This window comes from Streptococcus sp. FSL E2-3494 (genome assembly GCF_038007085.1).
GTDB lineage: Bacteria > Bacillota > Bacilli > Lactobacillales > Streptococcaceae > Streptococcus > Streptococcus thermophilus.
On record NZ_JBBOWN010000001.1, the window covers coordinates 1,017,784 to 1,035,395 of the forward strand.

The 17,612-nt window shown below is 40.3% G+C and carries 21 protein-coding genes and 1 tRNA gene; 20 read left to right on the plus strand and 2 right to left on the minus strand.

The annotated features are described in order from the left end of the window. The first annotated feature begins 75 nt into the window (after positions 1-75). The 16 genes from NST05_RS05290 to NST05_RS05365 all read left to right on the plus strand — a co-directional run bounded on the left by NST05_RS05290 (position 76) and on the right by NST05_RS05365 (position 12,092). Complete coding sequence (locus NST05_RS05290) at positions 76-420, plus strand: hypothetical protein (RefSeq protein WP_340742910.1); 345 nt, start codon at positions 76-78, stop codon at positions 418-420. A 1-nt stretch (position 421) separates the two neighbouring features. Next, on the plus strand, positions 422-631 hold the full coding sequence (locus tag NST05_RS05295) for a hypothetical protein (RefSeq protein ID WP_064355875.1): 210 nt from the start codon (positions 422-424) through the stop codon (positions 629-631). A 201-nt stretch (positions 632-832) separates the two neighbouring features. Further along, positions 833-1,054 carry a DUF4649 family protein gene (locus NST05_RS05300; protein ID WP_024704154.1) on the plus strand — a complete coding sequence of 74 codons (222 nt, stop codon included), beginning with the start codon at positions 833-835 and terminating at the stop codon, positions 1,052-1,054. Between the two features lie 135 nt (positions 1,055-1,189). Continuing rightward, positions 1,190-2,191 carry a tryptophan ABC transporter substrate-binding protein gene (gene trpX / locus NST05_RS05305; protein ID WP_011681237.1) on the plus strand — a complete coding sequence of 334 codons (1,002 nt, stop codon included), beginning with the start codon at positions 1,190-1,192 and terminating at the stop codon, positions 2,189-2,191. A gap of 9 nt (positions 2,192-2,200) precedes the next feature. Next, entirely contained in the window at positions 2,201-3,070 is an 870-nt protein-coding gene (locus NST05_RS05310) for an ABC transporter permease (RefSeq protein ID WP_011681236.1), read from the plus strand. Beyond that, on the plus strand, positions 3,067-3,825 hold the full coding sequence (locus tag NST05_RS05315) for an ABC transporter ATP-binding protein (protein WP_002946104.1): 759 nt from the start codon (positions 3,067-3,069) through the stop codon (positions 3,823-3,825). The genes NST05_RS05310 and NST05_RS05315 overlap by 4 nt, the downstream gene beginning before the upstream one ends. Before the next feature lie 181 nt (positions 3,826-4,006). Then, positions 4,007-5,668: a ribonuclease J gene (locus NST05_RS05320; protein WP_011681235.1), complete on the plus strand. Its 1,662-nt coding sequence runs from the start codon at positions 4,007-4,009 to the stop codon at positions 5,666-5,668. A 124-nt stretch (positions 5,669-5,792) separates the two neighbouring features. Continuing rightward, positions 5,793-6,575: an alpha/beta hydrolase gene (locus NST05_RS05325; RefSeq protein WP_014608401.1), complete on the plus strand. Its 783-nt coding sequence runs from the start codon at positions 5,793-5,795 to the stop codon at positions 6,573-6,575. Positions 6,576-6,694: 119 nt separating this feature from the next. Then, positions 6,695-7,414: a matrixin family metalloprotease gene (locus NST05_RS05330; RefSeq protein WP_014608400.1), complete on the plus strand. Its 720-nt coding sequence runs from the start codon at positions 6,695-6,697 to the stop codon at positions 7,412-7,414. 11 nt (positions 7,415-7,425) lie between these two features. Beyond that, positions 7,426-7,797: a hypothetical protein gene (locus NST05_RS05335; RefSeq protein WP_011681233.1), complete on the plus strand. Its 372-nt coding sequence runs from the start codon at positions 7,426-7,428 to the stop codon at positions 7,795-7,797. Between the two features lie 85 nt (positions 7,798-7,882). Further along, a complete protein-coding gene (locus tag NST05_RS05340; RefSeq protein WP_002888085.1) occupies positions 7,883-8,326 on the plus strand; it encodes a flavodoxin in 444 nt (147 codons plus the stop codon). Positions 8,327-8,376: 50 nt separating this feature from the next. Next, on the plus strand, positions 8,377-9,912 hold the full coding sequence (locus NST05_RS05345; RefSeq protein ID WP_084828868.1) for a ClC family H(+)/Cl(-) exchange transporter: 1,536 nt from the start codon (positions 8,377-8,379) through the stop codon (positions 9,910-9,912). Positions 9,913-9,986: 74 nt separating this feature from the next. After that, complete coding sequence (locus NST05_RS05350) at positions 9,987-10,259, plus strand: chorismate mutase (protein ID WP_011226101.1); 273 nt, start codon at positions 9,987-9,989, stop codon at positions 10,257-10,259. A gap of 9 nt (positions 10,260-10,268) precedes the next feature. Continuing rightward, the gene (locus tag NST05_RS05355) at positions 10,269-11,495 is read left to right on the plus strand and encodes a voltage-gated chloride channel family protein (protein ID WP_014621688.1); all 1,227 of its coding nucleotides are present in this window, start codon (positions 10,269-10,271) and stop codon (positions 11,493-11,495) included. Between the two features lie 127 nt (positions 11,496-11,622). Next, entirely contained in the window at positions 11,623-11,970 is a 348-nt protein-coding gene (gene rplS / locus NST05_RS05360; RefSeq protein WP_002950935.1) for a 50S ribosomal protein L19, read from the plus strand. Between the two features lie 50 nt (positions 11,971-12,020). Next, positions 12,021-12,092, plus strand: a tRNA-Arg gene (locus NST05_RS05365). Positions 12,093-12,908: 816 nt separating this feature from the next. Here NST05_RS05365 and NST05_RS05370 read toward each other — a convergent pair. Beyond that, entirely contained in the window at positions 12,909-13,085 is a 177-nt protein-coding gene (locus tag NST05_RS05370) for a DUF3042 family protein (RefSeq protein ID WP_014727550.1), read from the minus strand. Between the two features lie 75 nt (positions 13,086-13,160). On the opposite strand from NST05_RS05370, the gene miaA reads away from it, so the two are divergent. The 4 genes from miaA (at position 13,161) to NST05_RS05390 (ending at position 16,669) form a co-directional block, all read left to right on the plus strand. Continuing rightward, positions 13,161-14,060 (plus strand): tRNA (adenosine(37)-N6)-dimethylallyltransferase MiaA, encoded by a 900-nt coding sequence (miaA, locus tag NST05_RS05375; protein ID WP_084828867.1) that lies wholly within the window; start codon positions 13,161-13,163, stop codon positions 14,058-14,060. A gap of 44 nt (positions 14,061-14,104) precedes the next feature. Further along, positions 14,105-14,605 carry a GAF domain-containing protein gene (locus tag NST05_RS05380; RefSeq protein WP_282634675.1) on the plus strand — a complete coding sequence of 167 codons (501 nt, stop codon included), beginning with the start codon at positions 14,105-14,107 and terminating at the stop codon, positions 14,603-14,605. Further along, positions 14,605-16,257, plus strand: a complete 1,653-nt coding sequence (dnaX, locus tag NST05_RS05385; RefSeq protein ID WP_084828865.1) for a DNA polymerase III subunit gamma/tau — start codon at positions 14,605-14,607, stop codon at positions 16,255-16,257. The genes NST05_RS05380 and dnaX overlap by 1 nt, the downstream gene beginning before the upstream one ends. A gap of 226 nt (positions 16,258-16,483) precedes the next feature. After that, positions 16,484-16,669 carry a DUF3272 family protein gene (locus NST05_RS05390; RefSeq protein WP_011681224.1) on the plus strand — a complete coding sequence of 62 codons (186 nt, stop codon included), beginning with the start codon at positions 16,484-16,486 and terminating at the stop codon, positions 16,667-16,669. On the opposite strand, the gene birA is transcribed toward NST05_RS05390, so the two are convergent. Further along, positions 16,656-17,594 (minus strand): bifunctional biotin--[acetyl-CoA-carboxylase] ligase/biotin operon repressor BirA, encoded by a 939-nt coding sequence (gene birA, locus NST05_RS05395; protein ID WP_011681223.1) that lies wholly within the window; start codon positions 17,592-17,594, stop codon positions 16,656-16,658. The genes NST05_RS05390 and birA overlap by 14 nt on opposite strands. Positions 17,595-17,612: the final 18 nt, after the last annotated feature.

The following is a 17,612-nucleotide window of genomic DNA, read 5'->3' on the forward strand; positions in this document are numbered from 1 at the left end:
CTTCAGTTGGTAATAAGAGTGCAACTCAAACAGGAAAGCCAATCTTTACAGAAGGTGACATCCGTGTATCAATAAATGATGCCGTTCCAGTTACATTTGAAGATAGCACCACTTACCAAGAATATTTCATGTCTTGGTAGTTATAAGGTAGCTGCAGATGGTACAGTAACATTCACACCAGAAGCTGAATTTACAGGACCTGTTCCAGCAGTTACAGTGGTTCATGAAGATGTGAGCGGAACTAAGGATTCAGCGACCTACCCACCTACTCTGTATTGCCCAGTTAGGTCATTTGTAGATAAGAATGGTAAGGAAATTCCAGGAAATCCTACAGTTGATGGTGAACAAGCAAAAGCTGAAATTTCTTGTTCCCCAACAGAAGATAGCGAACAAGAGAAGAAAGAAATCCCGAGTTATTAATTTGAAAAGAGTAGTAGATGAAAATGGTAATACTCAGCACATCTACAAACATACTATGACTCCAACTCCAGAGTCACAGATAACTCCACAATCACAACCAGAACCTGAAGATACTAAGGATTTTGTCCATCCAGAAACTGGTAGTGAGAGTTCAGATCTTGTATTTGTTGGTCTGGCAATTCTTCTAGCAGAAATGGGATTCTATACTTGAAAACGACGCAAATGTTGAAATCAATTAGCAGTCGTTTAGGACAGTAGAATTCTGATTCCAATCAATATAGACCTCACAGCATTTGTTATGGGGTCTATTTGTATACCCATGCGTGATACTTTCCTAAGTCGTCAGAGTTGACTTTGCCTTTTAGGAAGTGTAAGCTATATTTCAGTTAAAGGATTATAAGGAGGTCCTACCATGATTGAAATTTCTTATCTAAATGCAGCTAAGCAAGAATGCCATATCTCATTTGAAGATTACAATGAATTCGTTAGAGCTCAGCAAGCCTGTTGGATTGCCATACCAGACTCAACGCCAGTAACTAAGGTAACCATCAACGACCATGATATTGAATACAAAGGACAATTCGGTGACCTTTACTTCCATATTATGAAGTTAGACTTATCTCAATATCAGTAAGAAAAAATGAGAAAAAACCAGAAGCTATCTTCTGGTTTTTTCTTCTTTAAAAGTTTTTTTTATAAATTAAGAATATTGCTAGTTAACTGAAAATGACTTACAATAGAGAGTAAGAATTTATATAAGGAGACAGATATGAAAAACAAGCGTTTAATTTGGACTTTGGTTTTCTTAGCTATCTTGACGCTCGGCTCTATTGGTACAGATCTGTTCAAAAAAGAACAGCAAAGTACCCATAAGGTTGCTAAAGTTGGAATCCTCCAGTTCGTCACTCATGATGCCCTGGATCAAATCGAGAAAGGTATTGAGGATGGACTTAAGGAAGCTGGCTACAAAGGGGACAAGGTTCAAATTACCCTCCTAAATGCCGAAGGGGACCAATCGAAGATTCAAACCATGTCTAAACAATTGGTCAACGATAAAAATGATGTTGTTATCGGTATTGCAACGCCAGCAGCTCAAGGACTAGCGGCAGCTACCAAGGATATTCCAGTCATTATGGGAGCTATCTCAGATCCTGTTGGGGCTAAATTAGTTAAGGATCTCAAGCATCCGGAAGGTAATGTCACAGGAACTTCCAATCAAGTACCTATTAAGCAGACAGTAGAATTGGTCAAATCACTGACACCAAATGCCAAAACAATTGGTATTCTCTACGCTTCAAGTGAAGACAATTCCAAATCACAGGTTGAAAGCTTTAAAAAATACGCTGAACAAGACGGTTTAAATGTGGTTGAATACGCTGTACCATCAACCAATGAAATCAACACAACCATGTCAGTAATGACTGGTAAGGTTGACGCCATCTGGACACCTCAGGATAATACCATTGCATCATCTTTTTCAACAGTAATCTCTTTAGCCAATCAAGCTAAGATTCCCGTTTATACAACTGTTGATACCATGGTTAAAGAAGGCGGTTTGGCCTCAGTTGCTCAAAACCAATATGAGCTTGGAAAAGCTACAGCCCGTAGTGCTATTAAAGTTCTTAAAGGTAAAAAAGTTAAGGATATCCCAGTTGATGTGATTGATGATGGGACTCCAACGCTAAACCTTAAAGTTGCTCGAGATCTTAACATCACCATACCTGACGATGTGCTTAAGCAGTCAGACATTGCTGTTAAAGCTGATAAATAAGGAGGACTTATGATTATTTCATCCATTTATCAGGGTCTTCTATACGGAATCTTAGGTCTTGGGATTTACATGACTTTCCGTATCTTAGATTTTCCTGATTTAACGACAGAAGGTTCCTTCCCTTTAGGGGGGGCAGTAGCAGTAACCCTCATGAATTTTGGTTGGAACCCTATCTTGGCGACCTTGGTTGCTGTAATAGCCGGCTGTCTTGCTGGTCTAGTGACTGGTCTCCTTTATACGAAAGGAGAAATTCCAACGATATTGGCAGGAATTCTGGTCATGACTTCCCTTAACTCAGTCATGCTTATGATAATGGGAAGAGCCAATCTAGGTCTCCTTGATATTAAGACAATTCAAGATCTGTTTCCTTTTAGTAAGGATTACAACCTCTTAATCGTTGGTCTCTTAGCTGTAACTATTGTTATTACTTCCTTGATTGCCTTTCTTAACACGCGCCTAGGCCAAGCCTACATTGCTACTGGTGATAACCGCGATATGGCCAAATCTTTCGGTATCAATACGGATTCAATGGAAGTGATGGGACTTGTTATCTCAAATGGTATTATTGCCCTCTCAGGAGCCTTGATTAGTCAACAGGACGGTTATGCCGACGTTTCAAAAGGGATTGGGGTTATAGTCATCGGACTTGCCAGCATTATCATTGGTGAAGTCTTGTACGAGACTAACTTGACCTTGTTGGAACGATTGATTGCCATCTGTGTAGGTTCAATCCTTTATCAGTTCCTTTTAACAGCTGTAATCGCTTTTGGCTTTAACACTAACTACCTAAAACTCTTTAGTGCGATTGTTCTAGCCCTTTGCTTGATTTCGCCTGTCCTGCGCCGAAAATTCTATAAGGGGGTAAGCTTATCACGATGACAGCTATTGTAGAACTCAAAGATGCAACTGTTAAGGTTAATAACGGTTTTGACACCGAAAAAATCATTTTGGATCATGTCAATCTTACCATTAGGGAAGGTGATTTTATTACCATCCTTGGTGGAAATGGTGCCGGAAAATCAACCCTCTTCAACGTCATTGCAGGAACCCTTATGTTGACTAGTGGTCAGATTTTTATCATGGGTGAGGAGGTTACGGCTCTACCTGCTGAGAAGCGTGCCAAACACCTCTCACGTGTTTTCCAAGATCCTAAAATGGGAACTGCTCCTCGAATGACTGTTGCGGAAAACCTTTTGATTGCCAAATACCGTGGCGAAAAACGAGGCCTTAAATCACGTCATCTTCACCTATATACCGAGGAGTTTCAAGGTTTGATTGAACGGATTAGTAACGGTCTGGAAAAACACCTGGAAACACCAGCAGGTCTTCTATCAGGTGGTCAGCGTCAAGCCCTTAGCCTCTTAATGGCGACACTTAAACGTCCTGAGCTCTTGCTCTTAGATGAGCACACCGCAGCCTTGGATCCTAAGACAAGTGTGGCTCTTATGAAGTTGACTGATGAGTTTGTGACGAGAGACCATCTTACAGCCTTGATGATTACCCATCACATGGAAGATGCTCTAAAATATGGGAACCGTCTTATCGTTATGAAGGATGGACAAATCATTAAAGATCTTACCAAGGAAGAAAAGGATCAATTGGATATCACAGACTACTACGCTATGTTCGAGTAGGCCCAGATTGACTCTAAATTGTAAAATAAGTCAAAAAGTTGTATACTTAAAGAGTATGCAACTTTTTTTGTTGTGGCCTGTAAATCGACAAGGAGACTGTTCGCATGAACGTTCAGCTTCTTGGACCGTCTGTATAAATAGGCTCTAGAAGAGAGTCAAACTAAAAAGGAGAAAAACAAGCATGAGCGATATTAAAATTATTGCCCTAGGTGGAGTGCGTGAAAATGCTAAGAACCTCTATATTGTTGAAATTAACGACTCCATCTTTATCTTGGATGCTGGTCTAAGGTATCCTGAAAATGAACAATTAGGTGTTGACTTTGTTATCCCTAATTTAGATTATTTGGTTGAAAATAAAGACCGTATCCAGGGAATTTTCTTGACGCATGGGCACGCTGACGCCATTGGTGCCCTACCTTATATCTTGCAAGACGCCAAAGTACCAGTCTTTGGGTCATCACTTACTATTGAGTTAGCTAAGCTTTTTGTAAAAAATGCTGGCGTTAATAAATTCAATAATTTCCATGTCATTGACTCAGAAACTGAAATTGAATTCGATGATGCAGTGGTCTCATTCTTTAAGACAACTCACTCTATCCCAGAATCAATGGGGATTGTTCTTGGGACGGACCGAGGCAATATTGTCTATACTGGTGATTTCAAGTTTGACCAAGCTGCTCGCCCTTACTACAAAACTGATTTAGGTCGCTTGGCTGAAATCGGTCGAGAAGGTGTCTTGGCCCTCTTGTCAGACTCAGCAAATGCGACAAGTACTGAACAAACAGCTTCAGAAGCAGAAGTTGGCCAAGAGATTGACCAAGTTATTGCCGATGCAGATGGACGTGTTATTATTGCAGCAGTTGCCTCAAACTTGGTTCGTATTCAACAAGTCTTTGATTCAGCTGCCGAACATGGACGTCGCGTTGTTCTTACAGGTTTTGACGTTGAAAATATTGTTCGTACAGCTATCCGTCTTAAGAAATTGACTGTGGAGCATGAGAAGCTCATTGTTAAACCAAAGGATATGAACAAGTTCGAAGACCACGAGTTGATTATTCTCGAAAATGGACGTATGGGAGAGCCAATCGACGGTCTTCAAAAAATGGCAGTTGGCCGTCACCGTTATGTTCAAATCAAAGATGGGGACTTAGTTTATATCGTAACCACACCAAGTATTGCTAAAGAAGCAGCGGTCGCACGCGTAAACAATGCTATCTATAAGGCTGGTGGGGCTGTTAAGATGATTACACAGAATCTTCGTGTATCTGGACATGCCAATGCTCGTGAGCTTCAATTGATGCTGAATCTTCTTCGTCCACAGTATCTTTTCCCAGTCCAAGGGGAGTACCGTGAACTTCAAGCTCATGCTGAGCTAGCCCTTGAAGTTGGGATCCTTCCAGAAAACATCTACATTGTTAAGCGTGGGGATATCATGCACTTATCAGAGGACCAAGGTTTCCTTCTTGAAGGTACTGTCCCAGCTGGTGATGTTATGATTGATGGTAATGCTATCGGTGATGTTGGAAATATCGTGCTTCGTGACCGTAAGGTCTTGTCTGAAGACGGTATCTTTATCGTTGCTATTACAGTCAATAAAAAGGAGCGTAAGATTGTCTCTAAAGCGCGTGTCAATACGCGTGGCTTCGTCTATGTTAAAAAGAGCCGTGATATCCTAAGTGAGTCTGCTGATATTGTCAATGCAACTGTTGAAAATTACTTGGCAGGAGATAGTTTTGATTGGGGAGAACTTAAAGGTGCGGTTCGCGATGATGTGGCTAAGTTCCTCTTTGACCAAACCAAACGTCGCCCAGCAATTCTTCCAGTTGTTATGGAAGTACGTTAATTAATTATTAGAGTGTGAGTATGTTACTTACATTCATTGATATTAGAAAGTCTCACAAGACTATTTTGAAAAAGAAAAAGCTGGGCTATCCCAGCTTTTCTATCATTAAGAAAGGAAAAGACAAATGGCTTTTTTTCAAATTGAATACTCATCAGTTGTTCTAGGACAATACCGTCAAGTAGATGTTATCTATCCGGATCGTGATCAGATTTCTGAAACGGAAAGTGATACGGACATTCCAGTCCTTTATCTTCTTCATGGTATGGGGGGAAATCATAATTCTTGGGCCTTCCGTACCAATATTCAGCGTCTCCTTCGTAAGACCAACCTCATTGTCATTATGCCTAATTCTGAAAATGGATGGTATACAAATACTAAATATGGCGTAAGATATTACGATGCCATTGCCAAGGAGCTTCCTCAAGTCATGCAACGTTTTTTCCCAAGTATGACAAAGAAGCGTAAAAAGACTTTTATTGCTGGACTTTCTATGGGGGGCTATGGTTCCTTTAAAATTGCCTTAACCACGAATAACTTTGCTTGCGCAGGTTCCTTCTCTGGTGCCCTTGGTTTATCTACAGAGATGATTAGAGATGAGACCATTGAGTCCAAGGAATACTGGCAGGGTGTCTTTGGTGATTTGGAAGGAAAAGATATTGAGCAGCATAAATTGGTTAATTTAGCCAAGCAACATGACAAGAAAACTAAATTTTTTGCTTGGTGTGGTCTGGAAGATTTCCTTTTTGACACTCAAGATCAAGCAGTTGCTGATTTGAAGGCTCTTGGCCTAGATATTGACTACAGTACAGACCATGGAAGACACGAGTGGTATTATTGGGAAAAACAACTAGAGGCCTATTTAGAATGGTTACCTATTGATTACATTAAAGAAGAACGCTTATCCTAATTGGTCAAGTATGTAACATCTTATTAAAGAGATGATAAAAGCTTAAAGTGATATTTTTTACTTTCTAGAATGATTAGAGCATGATATACTAGGGGAAATTTCGAAAAGGAGGCTCTGTATTGAAAAAATTATTGAGAGTAATCTTCTATATCCCCAAACTTCTCTTACGATTTATATGGAATCTTATTTGGGCTATTTTTAAACTTGCCCTTATCCTAGCCATAGTTGGTTATGGACTTATCTATTATGCTAACAACTCTTCAAGTACCTTAGCTACAAACATTAACCGTGCCTTTCGACAAGTTGAGCTAGGTTTTAGTGGGACCAATACAAGTGATGTTGAAAAGATCGTTTCAAACCTATCGACGACAGATACAATTCCTGAGTCTAATGGTGCCAGATGGGCACAAAATACAGCTAGCATCTATATTCAATCTACAGATGAAACCTTGGTAGCTGCTTATAAGGAAGCTATCACAAATTGGAACAAAACGGGTGCTTTCATCTTTACTCTGACAGATGATGCGTCAACAGCTGATATTGTTGCGACAGACTATTCCGATGCTAATTCGCAAGCAGCTGGTCTAGCGGATAGTCAGACTAATGTTTTAACAAATCGTATCACTCATGTGGATGTTAAGTTGAATCGTTATTTCCTCTTGAATAGTGATTTTGGTTATACCCACAAACGTATTGTTAATACGGCCGAGCACGAATTGGGGCATGCCATTGGCTTGGATCACGATGACTCTAAGACATCAGTTATGCAATCAGCGGGTTCTTATTACGGTATTCAACAGGTGGATATTGATACGGTTCATGCCCTTTATGCCAATTAAGGAGGGCTGTCATGTGTTATATTAAACACCTTGTTGGGCGTTACCCTATGCAAAGTTTTCTCATTCTTTTCAATGCTGGGGTATTTACCTGGTTGCAAACAACGGGAACCATGATTGCCTACCGTTTGGATTTATCAGGTGATGATATTTGGATCTATATTCCCACTTGGGTAAACACCTTAACTAGCCACTCCCTTGAGAATATTCGAACCCTATATGGTGCCTCAGGTTTGACTTGGCTAATGACATCTATGATTATAACCTGGTTCGTGACTTTTCTTAAAGGTCTTATGAGAGCCGTAGTTCTTGTGCTTGTCATTGCTATTGGTTTATGGCTTGTCTATCGACATTTCGAACTCTTGCAAAATTTAAAACTGTCCTAAGGGGTAGTTTTTTTAGGATATTACGGCGTTTATTTTCTGAAAAAGTATGATATAATATAGCTAATTTATTATTTTGGAGGACATTATGGCTTTAGCAAAAATCGTTTATGCCAGTATGACCGGTAATACGGAAGAAATCGCAGATATTGTTGCCAAAAAATTGGAAGAATTGGGTCACACTGTGGATGTAGACGAGTGTACAACGGTTGATGCCGCTGATTTTGAAGATGCGGACATCTGTATCGTAGCGACTTACACTTATGGTGATGGTGAGTTGCCAGATGAAATCGTTGACTTTTACGAAGATTTGGCTGACCTTGACTTGTCAGGTAAAATCTTTGGTGTTGTAGGTTCAGGAGATACCTTCTACGATTATTTCTGTCATTCAGTGGATGAGTTTGAAAATCAATTCACATTCACAGGAGCGACTAAGGGTGCTGATAGCGTCAAGGTTGACCTTTCTGCTGAAGATGAAGATATCGAAAACCTTGAAGCTTTCGCTGAAAAAATTTCAGAAGCATTAGCATAAGAAAAAAGCAGAGTAAAGTCTGCTTTTATTGTAGTTAAAATGGAGTTTTTATGAATGAAATAGAAAGAGATTTTAGGACGCAATCTCAACATCTTCTTTGGTCCGTTTGGCGAGGGCTCTTAGTGGGGGTGACGGCAGGAGCAGTGGTCAGTCTTTTTCGCTGGTTAATTGCCAAAGGGGCCGCGTTTTCTGTAGCTATATACAAAGACGCCCTTCATAATCCACATCTGATTTTGGGAATTGTCCTGGTTAATCTCTTGATTGCACTTTTTATTGGTTACCTTATTAAGCAGGAAAAAGACATCAAGGGCTCAGGAATTCCCCATGTTGAAGGGGAACTGATGGGGCTCTTACATCCGTCTTGGTGGTCAGTATTATGGCGTAAGTTCGTGGGTGGTGTCCTTGGGATTTCAATGGGACTGATGTTGGGACGTGAGGGCCCTAGTATTCAACTAGGTGCCATGACTGCTAAGGGATTAGCCGAGGGACTTAAGCTCTCTGCACGTGAGAAACGTGTCTTGATTGCTGCAGGAGCAGCAGCAGGATTATCGGCTGCCTTCAATGCCCCGATTGCTGGTCTCTTGTTTGTCGTTGAAGAAGTCTATCATCATTTCTCTCGTCCTGTTTGGGTGACAGCTTTAACGGCATCTTTAGTGGCCAATGCTGTTTCCCTACGCATCTTTGGTCAGGTATCAGTCCTTGCTATGACAGAAAAATTACCAGTATTTCCTTTGAAAGATTATTGGATTCTTATTCTCTTGGGGACTTTTCTAGGTGTGCTTGGATACGGTTATGAGTGGGTTGTCTTACGTATTGGTAAGGTCTACCAAGGGTTAGGGAAAATCTTCCACTTGCCATCTCATTTTTATGGCCTTTTGGCAGTTCTGTTTATCATTCCTATTGGTCTTTATTTTCCACATCTTTTAGGTGGTGGAAATGAATTGATTCTTGCTTTAAATGGTTTACATCCTGCTCTAACTGTGGCCATCCTCTATTTGGCTATTCGCTTTGTTTGGAGTATGTTGTCCTTTGGTTCAGGATTTCCTGGTGGGATTTTCCTTCCAATTTTAACTCTAGGTGCTCTTTCTGGTAGCGTTTTTGCGGCAGCTTTTGAAAATCTAGGATTCTTACAAGTCAGTCAGTTCCCTATTTTTATCATTCTTGGTATGGCTGGTTATTTCGGCGCGGTATCTAAGGCACCGCTAACTGCTATGATTTTAGTGACTGAGATGGTGGGGAACCTTCACCAATTGATGACAATTGGAGTCGTGACCCTGATTGCCTATCTCGTCATGGATTTCATGGGAGGAGAACCTGTCTATGAAGCCATGCTTCACAATCTAATCGCTCACGAACCAAAACAAGTTGATAATATACCGACGATGATTGATTTACCAGTTACAGATAGTTTAGCTGGTCGATTGGTTAAGGATTTAACTTTACCTGACGGGGTTTTGATTTCCACTCAGATTTTTCAAGACCAGTCTGAGGTTGTTCACGGAGACACACGTCTAAAAGCAGGAGCAACCCTGTATCTGGTTGTTAATGAAAGTAATATCAGTCAGGTAAGAAAACTCTTTTTATAATCAATTCAAAGGCTTGAGGCTCTTTTGTCCTCAGGTCATTTTTGTTATAATGGAGAGAAAAAAAGGAGGTCAGTATGGACTTAAATGAGATTCGCCAACAGATTGACTCCGTTGATAATGAGATTGTGGCTTTGTTGGAAGAACGTATGAAATTGGTAACTCGAGTAAGTGCTTATAAACAACGCACTGGAAAGGCGATTTATGATCCCGAACGAGAGCAAGCCCTGCTAGACAAGGTAGGCGCTAGTGTTCTTAATCCTGAATATAAAGAAGCTATCGTCGCAAGTTTTGCGGATATTATGAAGCATTCACGTACTTATCAAGCAAGTAAGCTAGAAGAAAAGTAGGCCCCTAGGATGAAAGTAAGACAATTAAGTGATAGTAAAGGTCTTTCTTACTTACATTTAGTAATGTTAAGTCTTTATGCAATTTTGTTAGGGGTACTGGTTGGACTGATTGATGCTGTTTTTGGGCGCGTGCTTATAGGACTCTCGGAATTTCGTGACCACCATCTCTTTTATCTAGTCCCGGCACTTCCTTTAGCAGGTCTTTTGATAGTTTACCTCTACCAAAAGTTTGCTGGTAAGGCAGCGCAGGGAATGGGCTTGATTTTCAAGGTTGGACATAATGAGGAGGATCAAGTTCCCCTAAGGTTAATTCCACTGGTGACTGTAACCACATGGCTGACCCACCTTTTCGGGGGATCCGCAGGTCGTGAGGGAGTTGCTGTACAACTAGGGGCCACAGTTTCTCATGCTTTTAGTCGCTATTTTAAGCTCCCTAATGCTTCATGCATTTTCTTGACCATGGGAATGGCCGCTGGTTTTGGAGGACTCTTCCAAACACCAATCGCTGCGACCTTCTTTGCACTTGAGGTCTTGACCTTAGGACAGTTAAGCCTGCCAATCTTAGTACCGACTCTTATTGCATCTTTTATGGCTAGTACAACAAGCCATCTCTTAGGTCTTGAAAAATTTAGCCACTTTGTATCCAAAAGTTTGACTATTGACCTTGAGACGTTTATGAAATTAGCTCTTTTAGGTTTGGCCTTTGGTCTAGCAGGAAACCTCTTTGCTTATCTCTTGTCACTAGCTAAAAAGAAAGTAGCAAGTTTGCTCCCCAATCCCTATTATCGTGTTCTCTTAGGAGGTGTCGTCTTAACCTGTCTTCTTTTGATTTTGTGTAAGGGACGCTATACAGGGCTTGGAACGAATTTGATTGCTTTAAGTGTTGATGGTGGGACCATTTATCCATTGGATTGGCTCTTTAAACTTCTCTTGACTGTCTTTACCTTATCTCTTGGATTCCAAGGAGGAGAAGTAACCCCTTTGTTTGCCATCGGAGCAAGTCTTGGTGCTGTGCTAGCACCCATTCTTGGTCTTCCTATCTCTCTTGTAGCAGGTCTTGGTTATTTGTCGGTCTTTGGTAGTAGCACCAATACTCTATTAGCACCGATTTTTATTGGTATTGAGGTCTTTGGCCCCGCTAATGCAATCCCTTATGCGATTGTCATGGCTTTTGCTTATATTATCAATCATAAGACAAGTATTTATGGTCAACAAAAAATGCTAGAAATGCAATAAGATACTAGACATCCTGATAATTTTTTGATAAGATACTAAGAGTGTGTAATGGACACACAAAAATAACGGCTAATCCGCTGGGACACAGAGGTTGCTCTTAAGATTAGTAAGATAGGAGTATATAAAAATGAATCCATTGATCCAAAGTTTGACAGAAGGTCAACTTCGTACTGACATCCCATCATTCCGTCCTGGTGACACTGTTCGCGTTCACGCAAAAGTTGTCGAAGGAACTCGCGAACGTATCCAGATCTTTGAAGGTGTAGTTATTTCACGCAAAGGTCAAGGGATCTCAGAAATGTACACAGTTCGTAAAATCTCAAGCGGTATCGGTGTAGAACGTACTTTCCCAATCCACACTCCACGTGTTGATAAGATTGAAGTTGTACGCTACGGTAAAGTCCGCCGTGCTAAACTTTACTACTTGCGTGCTTTGCAAGGTAAAGCTGCACGTATCAAAGAAATCCGTAAATAATTTACAGATTTCACCGAAAAAATCTGTCCTCGTGGCAGATTTTTTAATAAGTCCTCTTAGTTAAATGGATATAACAACTCCCTCCTAAGGAGTCGTTGCTGGTTCGATTCCGGCAGGGGACATTTTTAATCCTTTAATCATGCGGTTTTAAAGCTACTTTGCCCCAAATCTGCCTCAATTTTTATTTAAAGTTGTTTGACACCTATTACGAGATAGGTGTTTTTTAATACCTTGAATTGTGCACTTATATTGTATATTCAAGACTAAAAAACCCCAGTTAGATTTAGTTTCTAATTGGGGTTATCTCCTGAATACTTGATGATTCTGAGCAATTTTTTGATTTAATTTACAGTTAAACTTGAGTTAGCGCTTGATGAAGATTGTGGATACTCGTAAGTACTGTTGTCAGCATTAGTGCTCCACTCATTGATTTCATTGAATGAGCTATATTGAACACGTTCTCCATCGCTGTTAGTGACATATGAACCATCTTCTGGACCGCCCCAACCTCGTCCCCTTCAAAGGAATTTGGTTCTTCTTGAGAACCTTCTTTATGAGGAGGCGTATTGCTATTTTGCTTCTGACTTGATTGTTGAGAAGGAGAAGATGCTTGGTCCTTATCCTTCTCTTTAGAATTCCTTGTTTTATCATCCGTCGAAGTAGCTGTCGAGGAGTTGGTGGTAGTTTTCTTATGAGACGAGCTATTCTTAGATGATTGGAAAGATGATGAGTGATGTGTTTTTGTTTCTGGTTTTTCAGGTTCTTTGGAATGTTTTGATAAAATAGTTAAGAAAGAGAATACAGTCCAGTCATTAAAACAAAAGTCATAATAATAACTTTTTTATTATATTTTTTTCTTTTCATGTTTGGCTCCGTTCTTAGTCATAGCTGAAAGGAAAAAAATGCAGAGAAAAACCAGGTTTCCCTGGCCATAACTTTTAGCGACTTACACGACGGCGAGCTGCTTTTTTACGGTTTTCTTCGATGAAAGCCAATTTCTTTTTTTCTGGTTCGATGATTGTTTTCTTAACTGCGAAAACAGCTCCTGCTACAGTAGCAGCAGTTCCGAGAATGCCAGTAGCGACACCTTTAGCAAATGAATGTTTTTTAGCCATGAGACTATCCTCCGTATATGTTATAATATACTTACATTATCTAAAAAAATATCTAGAATAGCAAGTGAAATGATTATGAAAACCAAACTTATTGTAGTAGCTGGACCTACTGCTGTGGGAAAAACGGCGCTTGGAATCGAATTGGCTGAGCGTTTTAATGGAGAGATAATCTCGGGAGATAGCCAGCAGGTTTATCGACAACTGAATATAGGAACTGCAAAGGCCACTCCTGAAGAACAAGCAGCAGCTGTACATCATTTAATCGATGTCCGTGATGTAGATGAGTCCTATTCAGCCTATGATTTTGTGACAGAGGCGCAGGCTGCCATCACTGATATTGTTAGTCGTGGCAAGTTGCCTATCATTGTAGGGGGAACAGGTCTTTATTTACAGAGCCTTTTAGAAGGTTATCATCTAGGGGGGCAAGTTGACCAAAATCAGGTTTTAGCCTGCCGTTCAGAACTAGAGCAATTATCTGATCAGCAGCTTTTCGAAAAGATTGATAGCTTAGGTATAGAGATCAAAGAGATAAATCGTCGTCGCGCCATTAGAGCACTTGAGCTTTATCGTTTTTCGGACAATCTTGAAAATACTGAGACCTGTTATGAACCCTTTATAATTGGCTTGGATGACGAGCGTTCCCTGATTTATGACCGTATTAATACACGAGTTGACAAGATGGTTGAACTTGGGCTCTTAGAAGAAGCTGAGTGGCTTTACGATAATTTTCCGGAGGCCCAGTCGGCTCGTGGAATTGGCTACAAGGAATTATTTCCTTATTTTTCTGGGGAACAAACTTTAGATGATGCCTTAGAAAAACTCAAGCAAAATACCCGTCGATTTGCTAAACGTCAATTAACCTGGTTTAGAAATCGGATGACGGTAAGGTTCTATCAAATTTCTAGTCCAGAATATCCTGAAAATGTTATACAAGATCTTGCTATATTTTTTAATGAAGAGGAAGGAGAAAAGTAGGTCGATCTTAGTATCCAGGACCTATCTTTGCTATAATGGTAGTTATGACTAACGAAGAAAAAAAATTAGCTTATGAATTAATGCTTGCTCAGGCTAAGGTGCTATTTGCTAATGAAGACAACGCATTGGCTAATTTTGCCAATGCCTCAGCTCTTTTAAATACAACTTTGCCAAACTCTGTGTTTACAGGTTTCTATCTGATGGATAATATCAAAAATGAGCTAATCCTTGGTCCTTTTCAAGGTAATGTCTCTTGTGTTCGAATTGCCTTAGGTAAGGGTGTTTGTGGCCAATCTGCTGCAGAAAATAGAACCTTGATTGTCCAAGATGTCACTAAACATGCCAACTATATTGCCTGTGATTCTGCTGCTCGGAGTGAAATTGTTGTCCCTATGGAAAAGGGTGGTAAATTAGTTGGTGTTCTTGATTTGGATTCTCACCAAGTAGAAGACTATAACCAGGTGGATCAAGATTATCTGGAAGCATTTGTCAAAATATTACTTGAGAAAACTGATTTTACATTTGGAATGTTTGAGGTAAACTAATGTACCAAGCCCTATACCGAAAATACCGTAGTCAAACCTTTGGCGAAATGGTTGGTCAAAAAGTGATTTCAACCACGCTAAGACAGGCGGTAGAGTCAGGCAAAATCAGCCATGCTTATCTCTTTTCTGGCCCACGTGGTACTGGTAAGACCAGTGCAGCAAAAATTTTTGCCAAAGCAATGAATTGTCCTAATCAGGTCGATGGTGAGCCATGTAACCACTGTGATATCTGTCGTGATATTACTAATGGCAGTCTTGAAGATGTTATTGAGATCGATGCGGCTTCCAATAACGGTGTTGATGAGATTCGTGAAATCCGTGATAAATCAACCTATGCACCAAGTCGTGCCACATACAAGGTCTATATTATTGACGAGGTGCACATGCTGTCGACAGGTGCCTTCAATGCTCTCTTGAAGACTTTGGAAGAACCAACTGAAAATGTTGTTTTTATCCTCGCGACTACAGAGTTACATAAAATCCCAGCAACCATCTTATCCCGTGTTCAACGTTTTGAATTTAAATCGATTAAGCAGGGGGCTATTAAAGAGCATTTAGCTTCAATTCTCGAAAAAGAAGGATTGACTTTTGATGATGAAGCCTTAACCATTATTTCACGTCGTGCAGAAGGTGGTATGCGTGATGCCTTGTCAATCTTAGACCAAGCACTGAGTCTTTCTGCTGACAACAATGTCAGTCAATCCGTTGCCGAAGAAATCACAGGCTCTATTGGTCTTACTGCCTTGGATAGTTTTGTAGCTAGTGTTCGCAATCAGGATACCACAAAAGCCTTATCAAATCTTGAAACGCTCTTTGATAATGGGAAGTCTATGAGTCGGTTTGCGACTGACCTTTTGGAGTATTTCCGTGATCTTTTGATAGTAAAAGCGGGTGGTGAAAATAGTCACCATAGTCCCCTTTTTGAAGAAAACTTATCTTTGGAACAAGACCGACTTTTCCAATTGATTGACTTGGTAACAAGTGCTCTGCCCGAGATTAAAACTGGGACACATCCTAAAATCTATGCTGAGATGTTGACGATTAAACTAACTGAGACAAGTGCTCAAGTAAGACAAGACATCCCGGCTAATTTGCAAGAAGAACTTGACAGTCTTCGTCGTGAGGTAGATAGTCTACGTAAAGCTCTTAAAGAGGGCCCATCTCAAGGAAAAGTAGCACCTACTCGAAAATCCAAAGCTTCTTATCAGTATAAGGTGGATCGTGAGAAAATCCTTACTATTATGCGAGAAACTATGGAGAATCCCCAAAGATCACGCCAGTGTCTGGATGCTCTAAAAGCAACATGGCCTGAGATTTTGGATTCTATCAGCCCTCAAAATAGGGCGCTTTTGAACGGATCAGAACCTGTGTTAGCCAATCAAGAAAATGCTATCCTAGCTTTTAACGCTGCTTTTAATGCTGAACTGGTCATGAAACGAAGTGATCTCAATGATATGTTTGGCAACATCATGAGTTCAGCTGCTGGTTTTTCACCTAATATTATGGCTGTTCCGAAAGCAGAGTTTGAAAAACTCCGAACAGAATTTGCACGAAGCCTCAAATCTAAAGAAGAGCTGGAAAAAGAGGATCGTGAAGAGTACATCCCTCAAGAACTCGAGTTTCTCTCTGATGTAGTAGAAATAGAGGACTAAAAAGGTCCAGTGGACCTTTTTAGGTCCGAGCCAAGAAATGCAAAATCGAGGAGGTCCAGTGGACCTTTTTAGGTCCGGTCCAAGAAATGTATAAGCTAGGGAGAGTTAGTTCTTCTGCCTGAGGTATCTTGTGAGTGTGTTTATCTATCTTAATGGATAATCTTTCTATCATCTAAAAGAGCCTAGACTGCTTGTCCTAGGCTCTAACTATTGCTATAATAATCTTATGATTCAACAAATTTTGTTTATTACAGTGGAAACTATTTTTGAAACGGTTTGTTTTAATTACAGTTTACAGCAAGGCTATTACTTTTTTACAGCCTTTTTTGGTTACTTACTCTTACGTCGTCTTTGGACCACTTATATTATTTCTCGAATTGCGAGTGCAGCCGATAAGTCTACCAAGAAGTAAGGCTGACTTCACCAGCGCTCAGCCATTTTTCCTGACCGTCATCAGTGAGAACGAGGAGTTGCCCCTTGTCTCCAATTTCTTTAGCAATACCACTGTAAGCCTTTCCAGATTGTTCAAAGGTCACTTGTTTGTCTAAAACGAGGGACTTTTCTTTATAAACTTTGACCAAATCAGTAGTAGGAATGGTTAAAAAGAGCTTCCAAATTTCTGAAATGAGCTGATTCCGAGTGATTGTGGGACGCTCATTTTGGAAAAGGCTGGTTGCTTTAGTAGCTATTTCTTCAGGAAAATCGCTAATTGAAAAATTAAGTCCTACACCGATAATGACATCTGTGATACATCCAGATTCGATAGAACTGATGGCTTCGGTAAGAATACCAGCTATTTTTTTGTTGTTCAGATAGATATCGTTGACCCATTTGATGTCTGTATCTATGCCTGTAAGGCGCTGAATAGCCTTGACAATGGAAGCAGCTACCATCATGGTATAAGGCGGTAACTCACTAAAGTGACAGTTTGGCTTAAGGTGAATACTCATATAGATACCACCGTGAGGACTTGTATGAAAGTGACGTTCAAAGCGTCCCTTAGCTGATCCTTGATTAGACGCAAGATAAAGGCTAGGGGCAGGATCTTGTCTTTCCATACCATGTTTAGCATCAAGTTGTGTAGAGGTGGAGTCGGGATTAAAGTAGACAGGAAAGTTGAGTTGCTTAGAAATCTCTTGAGAAAGAAGAATATCTCCCTTTTCTAAATGGTATCCTTTTTTTCGGACACTTGTAATAACAACACCTTGATCCTGAAGTGACTGAATGGCTTTCCAAATGGCTGTTCGTGAGATACCAAGCTCTTTGGCGAGGCTTTCTCCAGTAACAAAATCAGGACTCTTTGCTAATATTTCATAAACACGTTCATAAGTTTTCATATTCTAAGTATAATACAA

Coding starts and splice junctions, on each gene's coding strand:
- NST05_RS05290 (WP_340742910.1), top strand. CDS start 76: ATGATGCCGTTCCAGTTACATTTGAAGATAGCACCACTTACCAAGAAT.
- NST05_RS05300 (WP_024704154.1), top strand. CDS start 833: ATGATTGAAATTTCTTATCTAAATGCAGCTAAGCAAGAATGCCATATC.
- trpX (WP_011681237.1), top strand. CDS start 1,190: ATGAAAAACAAGCGTTTAATTTGGACTTTGGTTTTCTTAGCTATCTTG.
- NST05_RS05310 (WP_011681236.1), top strand. CDS start 2,201: ATGATTATTTCATCCATTTATCAGGGTCTTCTATACGGAATCTTAGGT.
- NST05_RS05315 (WP_002946104.1), top strand. CDS start 3,067: ATGACAGCTATTGTAGAACTCAAAGATGCAACTGTTAAGGTTAATAAC.
- NST05_RS05320 (WP_011681235.1), top strand. CDS start 4,007: ATGAGCGATATTAAAATTATTGCCCTAGGTGGAGTGCGTGAAAATGCT.
- NST05_RS05325 (WP_014608401.1), top strand. CDS start 5,793: ATGGCTTTTTTTCAAATTGAATACTCATCAGTTGTTCTAGGACAATAC.
- NST05_RS05335 (WP_011681233.1), top strand. CDS start 7,426: ATGTGTTATATTAAACACCTTGTTGGGCGTTACCCTATGCAAAGTTTT.
- NST05_RS05340 (WP_002888085.1), top strand. CDS start 7,883: ATGGCTTTAGCAAAAATCGTTTATGCCAGTATGACCGGTAATACGGAA.
- NST05_RS05345 (WP_084828868.1), top strand. CDS start 8,377: ATGAATGAAATAGAAAGAGATTTTAGGACGCAATCTCAACATCTTCTT.
- NST05_RS05350 (WP_011226101.1), top strand. CDS start 9,987: ATGGACTTAAATGAGATTCGCCAACAGATTGACTCCGTTGATAATGAG.
- NST05_RS05355 (WP_014621688.1), top strand. CDS start 10,269: ATGAAAGTAAGACAATTAAGTGATAGTAAAGGTCTTTCTTACTTACAT.
- rplS (WP_002950935.1), top strand. CDS start 11,623: ATGAATCCATTGATCCAAAGTTTGACAGAAGGTCAACTTCGTACTGAC.
- NST05_RS05370 (WP_014727550.1), bottom strand. CDS start 13,085: ATGGCTAAAAAACATTCATTTGCTAAAGGTGTCGCTACTGGCATTCTC.
- miaA (WP_084828867.1), top strand. CDS start 13,161: ATGAAAACCAAACTTATTGTAGTAGCTGGACCTACTGCTGTGGGAAAA.
- NST05_RS05380 (WP_282634675.1), top strand. CDS start 14,105: ATGACTAACGAAGAAAAAAAATTAGCTTATGAATTAATGCTTGCTCAG.
- dnaX (WP_084828865.1), top strand. CDS start 14,605: ATGTACCAAGCCCTATACCGAAAATACCGTAGTCAAACCTTTGGCGAA.
- NST05_RS05390 (WP_011681224.1), top strand. CDS start 16,484: ATGATTCAACAAATTTTGTTTATTACAGTGGAAACTATTTTTGAAACG.
- birA (WP_011681223.1), bottom strand. CDS start 17,594: ATGAAAACTTATGAACGTGTTTATGAAATATTAGCAAAGAGTCCTGAT.